Source organism: Alteromonas antoniana (assembly GCF_019249295.1).
In the GTDB taxonomy this organism is placed as follows: Bacteria; Pseudomonadota; Gammaproteobacteria; order Enterobacterales; family Alteromonadaceae; genus Alteromonas; species Alteromonas antoniana.
Genome location: NZ_JAESDH010000017.1, coordinates 107,720 through 114,189, shown reverse-complemented (window position 1 = coordinate 114,189; position 6,470 = coordinate 107,720). Strand labels below are relative to the sequence as shown.

Sequence of the window (6,470 nt, the reverse complement as noted above, 5' to 3'; positions counted from 1 at the left end):
TCTGATCAAGCTTGGTAAATAGAGTTCAAAAAAAATCCCCACTAATTACTTAGCAGGGATTTGTGTATAAGAGACAGCCCCGGTGGGTGGCTTTGCTCAGGACTATTTGCCCAGAATGCGGCTTAGTTCATCGTCCGCAGACGATTGACCGCCTTTGATACCGGCTTGCGCCAGGCGTTTTTCCAGGTCGCTGCTGGACTCTTCACTGGCCAGCTCTTCCGCCGCTTCCAGCTCGGCATTACGTAACTTCTGCTTTTCCTGAATACGGCTTAATGACTCGGTCGCCGTTTTCATTTTGCTGTTAGCACCCATATGGCGCGACGATACGGCCACTTGTGCTTTCTGAACACTTTCAGTGGCTTTTACCATATCAACCTGCTGCTCTAAGCGACGCAGGTTGGCTTTCGCCTGTTGAATATTGTGAGACAACTGTTTTTCAGACTGCTTGAACTGGTCGAGGTAGTTTTGCTCCTGTTCGCGCTCTGCTTTCAGTTCAGAGACTTTCTGCGCGCAATCCAGCGCCAACTGGCGGTCGGTATCGGCAGCCTTTCTGGCGTGGTTTTCATATTCAGAGATAGACGCGTTATAGCTGTCTACTTTCTGTTGCGAAAGCTTGCACTTCGCCAGTATTTGCGTGCGTGCATGATCTGATTTTCTCAGTTCTTCCTTCGCTTCACGGATTTCCTGCTCCAGGATCCGAATTGCCTGGCTGTCTACGACAGATTGTGCCGCTTCGTTTGCGCCACCTTTTACTGCAGTCACTAATTTTTTCCAAACTGACATTCGCTTCTCCTTAACCCGATTTATTTAAGATGGGTTTCGTATGCATCCAGAAACGAGGCTACGTTCTGGAACAGGGTTTCAACTTCAATAATAATGCTTTCTGCTTTTGAGTGAGCACTAAGCGCGCCAAACGCGGTGTAGTATTCTTCGCCGTTTATGGTTGATATCCCGACCGTGGTCAGAGGAAATACCATATGCGTCGATAAGATCTCATGATCCAGTGCGGCTTTGTCGGCGACCTGGGTGGAAGAAAACAGCAGGCTTTCTACCAGAATTTGTTCGCCGCTGATTGCCAGCCAGGCGTCAATGCCGTCCTGGTTTGCAATAAGTAAACAACCTTCTTCGCGAGTCACAACATAGTCGTCGTACTCTTTTAACAGGGATTCAAGCTTGTCCAGATCCCAACTCATAGCGTCTCTCCTTTACGTTTGAAGCGAAATTGTCGTGCTCACTGTAACCACAAAATCGTTGCACGCCAATATTCACGCTTGCAGTGTAGAACTATTCTGACATAATCGTCAATAACAAATAAGCTCTTTATGTGTAAAAAAGTGTTTCTTTGTAAATTATACGTCACAAATGGGGTTTTTTAGAATGGGTAAAAATGACTGGCGACAGGTGGTTCAGCGCGTAGTGAAATCTGAAATGTCTATGCGTGGCGTAAAATATCAGGGCCTGAGCGAGCGGCTGGCTGAAATAGGAGTCGATCAAAGCGCAGACAACCTGCGAAATAAAATAAATAAAGGTATCATGGGCGCTGACTTACTTTTGCAGGTAATGATGGTGTTAAATGCCCGTCCGCTCAGCACTGAAACGTTGCGTGAGATACTCAATGACCTTGAATGACGGGCATAAAAAAGCCCAACCAAAGGGTTGGGCCAAAAGGAAAGGGAAATGTTTGGGAGAACATCATCACTATCTGACTAAAGCTTAACCGTTTAAGTTAGGCTTGCCTAGTTTTTGTGCGTATAGAACCTGCGCCGTAGGTATGTAAATTAATACCAGGGTGTTTGTGTCCCGGTTTTTGTTTTTAAGTTTTTGAATTTTAAAGTACATAATGAAATTAAAAGATTTTAGCTTCGAGCTTCCTGAACATCTCATTGCCAAGTATCCAACAGAAAAGCGTGCCGACAGTCGGTTGTTGCATCTTAATGGTATAAGTGGTCGCACCAGTCACCGGCAATTTAAAGACATGGTAGAGCTGGTCGAGCCGGGCGATTTGCTGGTGTTTAACAATACCCGGGTTATGCCGGCGCGTCTGTTAGGAAAAAAAGAAACCGGCGGTCAGGTAGAAGTGCTGGTAGAGCGTATATTGCCAGACGACACCGTACTGGCACATGTGCGGGCGAGCAAAGCCCCAAAACCGGGTACAAGACTGCGTCTTGAAGACGCTATCGACGCCGAGGTGAAGGGCCGTGACGATGCCCTGTTCCTGCTTAACTTTCTTCATGATGAGCCTGTGTTGAGTCTGCTGGAAAAGCACGGCCATATGCCCCTGCCACCGTATATCGACAGGCCGGATGAAAACAGTGACAAAGAGCGTTATCAAACGGTGTATAACGCCAAGCCGGGTGCAGTAGCTGCACCGACGGCCGGCCTGCATTTTGATGATGACATTCTGGCGGTTTTAAAACAGAAGGGAGTAAATCTCGCGTTTGTTACTCTGCACGTGGGAGCCGGCACATTCCAGCCAGTGCGCGTTGATGATATCGAAACGCATAAAATGCACTCAGAGTACGCGGAAGTGCCGCAGGATGTTGTCGATGCGATCCTCGCAACTAAAGCCGCGGGCAAACGCGTGATTGCAGTGGGTACCACATCGGTGCGCTCGCTGGAGTCAGCGGCGGTTGCTGCAGAATCGACGGCAAATATTATTATGCCGTTCTACGCCGACACCGATATTTTTATCTACCCTGGTTTTCGGTTTAAGGTCGTCGATGCCATGTTTACCAACTTTCACTTGCCAGAATCGACACTCATGATGCTGATAAGCGCGTTTGCCGGTCGCGACAATGTGATGAATGCCTATCAGGAAGCCATCGAGAAGGAATACCGTTTCTTCAGCTATGGTGACAGCATGTTTATCGAGAAAGCCTGAGACTTTCGATTCTTCAAAACAGTGTGGTGCGCTGGTAAGAGTGTACTTATAAGATTGGCTCTTTTAGTCACTGTGGCGGATAAATGCGCCAGAGCTTAAGAATCTCGCGATTGAGGGCATGATCTGTCGACGATTACTGGTATAATCGCCGCCAAATTTTTTCTATATCGTCGACCCGACGCGCAAAGCGCATAACGATGGGATCAAACTTACATGCAATTTGAGCTGTTAAATACAGACGGAAACGCCAGACGTGGCCGCCTGGTTTTTGAGCGTGGTGTGGTAGAAACACCCGCCTTCATGCCAGTGGGCACCTACGGGACCGTAAAGGGGATGACCCCGGAAGAGCTTACCGACAGTGGCGCGCACATCTGTCTGGGCAATACGTTTCACCTGATGTTGCGTCCGGGAACGGGCATCATTAAGCAACACGGTGATTTACACGATTTCATGAACTGGGATAAACCTATTCTCACCGACAGCGGTGGCTTTCAGGTGTTCAGTTTAGGCGACTTGCGCAAAATTACAGAGGAAGGCGTGACCTTCCGTTCGCCTATCAATGGTGAAAAAATTCTGCTGACGCCGGAAAAATCGATGGAAGTGCAGCGCGACCTGGGCTCCGACATCGTCATGATTTTCGACGAATGTACGCCATTTCCCGCCACAGAGCAGGAAGCGCGCCTGTCGATGGAGATGTCATTACGCTGGGCTAAGCGCAGTAAAGACGCGCATGGTGATAACCCGTCAGCGCTGTTCGGGATCATTCAGGGCGGTATGTATGAACCGCTACGCGATATTTCGCTTGCCGGCCTGGAAGACATCGGCTTCGATGGTTATGCCATCGGCGGATTGTCTGTGGGTGAGCCGAAAGAAGACATGATCCGCATCATTAATCACACCGCGCCACGAATTCCGGCTGACAAGCCACGTTATCTGATGGGGGTTGGTAAGCCTGAAGATATCGTTGAGGCGGTTCGTCGCGGAATTGATATGTTCGATTGCGTGATGCCAACGCGGAACGCCCGTAATGGCCATTTGTTTGTCACCGAAGGTGTGGTAAAAATCCGCAACGCGAAACATCGCAACGATACCTCACCGCTGGATGAAAATTGTGATTGTTACACTTGTAAAAATTATTCCCGCTCATATCTTCATCATTTAGATAAGTGCAATGAGATATTGGGCGCAAGGCTGAATACCATTCACAACCTGCGTTACTACCAGAGGGTAATGCAGGGGCTTCGCGATGCCATCGCAGCAAATGAGCTGGATGCCTTTGTGAATACTTTCTACGAACAAAAAAACATGCCGGTACCGGCGCTATAACAAACGTTATTTGGGGAGCAACATGAGTTTATTTATTTCTAATGCGTACGCACAAAGTGGTGGTGGACAGCAAGGTGGTGGCTTTGAAATGCTGATCATGCTGGCTGTGTTCGGCCTGATCTTTTATTTCCTGCTTTACCGTCCGCAGGCAAAGCGTGTGAAAGAGCACAAAAATCTGGTGTCATCTTTGAGCAAAGGTGATGAAGTACTTACCCAGGGCGGTCTGGTTGGCCGCATCACAAAGGTGTCTGACGACAAGGATTTTATCGAAGTGGCTCTGAACGATGATAACAACATTGTTGTTCAGAAATCCTCTGTTACTGCTGTGCTGCCAAAAGGCACTATGAAGTCACTGTAACTCACTTCGCGTCGGGGCCGGCAAATCGTCGGCTTTCGGCAAAAAGGAATATTCTGTGTTAAACAAAAATACAATCTGGAGGGTGTTGGTGGCAATCATTGTGATTGGCATGTGCGCACTTTACGCCCTACCAAATATCTATGGCGAAGATCACGCCGTACAAATTTCCGCAGGCCGCGATGCCACTGTGACTGAACAGATGGTGGCGCAGGTCGAGCAAGCGCTTGAAGCAAAAAATATCACACCAAAGCGCATCGAATTTGAAAATGAACAAATTCTGGTTCGTGTTAACAATGGCGATACGCAACTGGTTGCCCGTGAAGTGCTGGAAGAAGCACTAGGGGAAGACTATTTCGTTGCGATGAACCTGGCACCGGATACCCCAGCCTGGCTGGAAGAGTTAGGTGGCACACCCATGAAGCTGGGTCTGGATCTTCGCGGTGGTGTGCACTTCCTGATGGAAGTGGATATGACCGAGGTCATGACAAAGTCTCTGGAAGATGCACAAAGCGATTTCCGAACCGCCCTTCGTGAGGAAGGTCTGCGCTATCGTGCCGTATCGCTGGAAGATGATTACATCGACATTAAATTCCGCGATCAGGAAACGCTGGAGAGCGCAGAATTTTTCCTGCGTAACCGCAACCGCGACCTGACTTTTACTGAAATGGATGACCTGGTTCTGCGTGCGGTATTTTCTGAAGCCAAGCTGGCAGAAATCCGCGATAACGCGGTAAAACAAAACATAACCATCATCCGTAACCGGGTTAACCAACTGGGTGTGGCTGAGCCGGTAGTACAGAAACAGGGTGCCGATCGCATCGTGGTGCAGTTACCTGGTATTCAGGATACTGCACGTGCAAAAGAGATCCTGAACGCGACGGCCACGCTGGAATTTAGAATGGTCGACCAAAAGAATGATATCCGTGATGCGCTGAATGGTCGCGTGCCTCCGGGCTCACAAATTATCGATAACCAGGAAGGCGTGCCGCAGTTGCTGGAAAAACGCATCATGCTGAAAGGTAACCACATCGTGGATGCCAACAGTGGTGTGGACGAGTACGGTTTGCCTAATGTTAATATTTCTCTGGACTCAGAAGGCGGTAATAAGATGTCCCGCGCCACCCGCGGCAACATCGGCAAGCCAATGGCTACCGTGTTTATCGAGTACAAGGCAACCGACGAACGTAACGAAGATGGCAAACTGGTATTTGAAAAATATGAGCAGGTCATCAGCGTCGCGACAATCCGTGCCCAACTGGGCAGTAAGTTCCAGATTACAGGACTGGATTCGCCGAAAGAAGCCCGTGACCTGGCGTTACTGTTGCGTGCTGGTGCGTTGATTGCGCCAATTCAGATTGTTGAAGAGCGTACGGTAGGGCCAAGTCTTGGTCAGGAAAATATTGAACTGGGTATGCAAGCCATTATCTGGGGTCTGGCCGCCGTTCTGGTTTTCATGCTGATTTACTACAAAGCCTTTGGTGTGGTAGCTAACTTTGCGCTTATCACTAACCTGGTGATGATTGTGGGTATCATGTCGATGATCCCGGGCGCTACGCTGACGCTGCCGGGTATGGCTGGTATCGTACTTACTGTAGGTATGGCGGTTGACGCCAACGTACTTATTTTTGAGCGGATTCGTGAAGAGCTGCGCGACGGCAGAAGCCCGCAGCAGGCAATTCACCATGGCTACGACAGCGCTTTTTCTACCATTCTTGATGCGAATATTACTACCTTCATTGCGGGGCTGATTTTGTTCGCTGTGGGTACCGGGCCAATTAAAGGCTTCTCGATTACCCTGATGATTGGTATCGCAACGTCTATGTTTACCGCCATTCTGGTAACGCGTGTGATTGTTAACGCGGTCTGGGGTGGACGTAAACTGAAAAAATTGGCGATTTAAGGAGA

Annotated in this window: 7 protein-coding genes; 5 read left to right on the top strand and 2 right to left on the bottom strand. The window is 48.9% G+C overall.

Features of this window, described 5'->3' with window-relative positions; genetic code table 11:
• Positions 1 to 102: 102 nt before the first annotated feature.
• The gene (locus JKP77_RS14895; RefSeq protein WP_218311952.1) at positions 103 to 783 is read right to left on the bottom strand and encodes a PspA/IM30 family protein; all 681 of its coding nucleotides are present in this window, start codon (positions 781 to 783) and stop codon (positions 103 to 105) included.
• 20 nt (positions 784 to 803) lie between these two features.
• A complete protein-coding gene (locus JKP77_RS14890) occupies positions 804 to 1,193 on the bottom strand; it encodes a DUF2170 family protein (RefSeq protein WP_218311951.1) in 390 nt (129 codons plus the stop codon).
• A 184-nt stretch (positions 1,194 to 1,377) separates the two neighbouring features.
• On the opposite strand from JKP77_RS14890, the gene JKP77_RS14885 reads away from it, so the two are divergent.
• The 5 genes from JKP77_RS14885 (at position 1,378) to secD (ending at position 6,465) form a co-directional block, all read left to right on the top strand.
• Positions 1,378 to 1,629, top strand: a complete 252-nt coding sequence (locus tag JKP77_RS14885; RefSeq protein WP_246601224.1) for a DUF6471 domain-containing protein — start codon at positions 1,378 to 1,380, stop codon at positions 1,627 to 1,629.
• Between the two features lie 211 nt (positions 1,630 to 1,840).
• Entirely contained in the window at positions 1,841 to 2,881 is a 1,041-nt protein-coding gene (gene queA / locus JKP77_RS14880) for a tRNA preQ1(34) S-adenosylmethionine ribosyltransferase-isomerase QueA (protein ID WP_218311949.1), read from the top strand.
• A gap of 213 nt (positions 2,882 to 3,094) precedes the next feature.
• Positions 3,095 to 4,207, top strand: a complete 1,113-nt coding sequence (tgt, locus tag JKP77_RS14875; protein ID WP_218311948.1) for a tRNA guanosine(34) transglycosylase Tgt — start codon at positions 3,095 to 3,097, stop codon at positions 4,205 to 4,207.
• Between the two features lie 22 nt (positions 4,208 to 4,229).
• Positions 4,230 to 4,565, top strand: coding sequence for a preprotein translocase subunit YajC (yajC, locus tag JKP77_RS14870; RefSeq protein WP_218311947.1), 336 nt, complete (start codon positions 4,230 to 4,232; stop codon positions 4,563 to 4,565).
• A gap of 55 nt (positions 4,566 to 4,620) precedes the next feature.
• The gene (gene secD / locus JKP77_RS14865) at positions 4,621 to 6,465 is read left to right on the top strand and encodes a protein translocase subunit SecD (RefSeq protein WP_218311946.1); all 1,845 of its coding nucleotides are present in this window, start codon (positions 4,621 to 4,623) and stop codon (positions 6,463 to 6,465) included.
• Positions 6,466 to 6,470 lie beyond the last annotated feature (5 nt).

What these genes read in the sequence shown, in the direction of transcription:
- JKP77_RS14895 (WP_218311952.1), bottom strand. Translation starts at nt 783, where the DNA reads ATGTCAGTTTGGAAAAAATTAGTGACTGCAGTAAAAGGTGGCGCAAAC.
- JKP77_RS14890 (WP_218311951.1), bottom strand. Translation starts at nt 1,193, where the DNA reads ATGAGTTGGGATCTGGACAAGCTTGAATCCCTGTTAAAAGAGTACGAC.
- JKP77_RS14885 (WP_246601224.1), top strand. Translation starts at nt 1,378, where the DNA reads ATGGGTAAAAATGACTGGCGACAGGTGGTTCAGCGCGTAGTGAAATCT.
- queA (WP_218311949.1), top strand. Translation starts at nt 1,841, where the DNA reads ATGAAATTAAAAGATTTTAGCTTCGAGCTTCCTGAACATCTCATTGCC.
- tgt (WP_218311948.1), top strand. Translation starts at nt 3,095, where the DNA reads ATGCAATTTGAGCTGTTAAATACAGACGGAAACGCCAGACGTGGCCGC.
- yajC (WP_218311947.1), top strand. Translation starts at nt 4,230, where the DNA reads ATGAGTTTATTTATTTCTAATGCGTACGCACAAAGTGGTGGTGGACAG.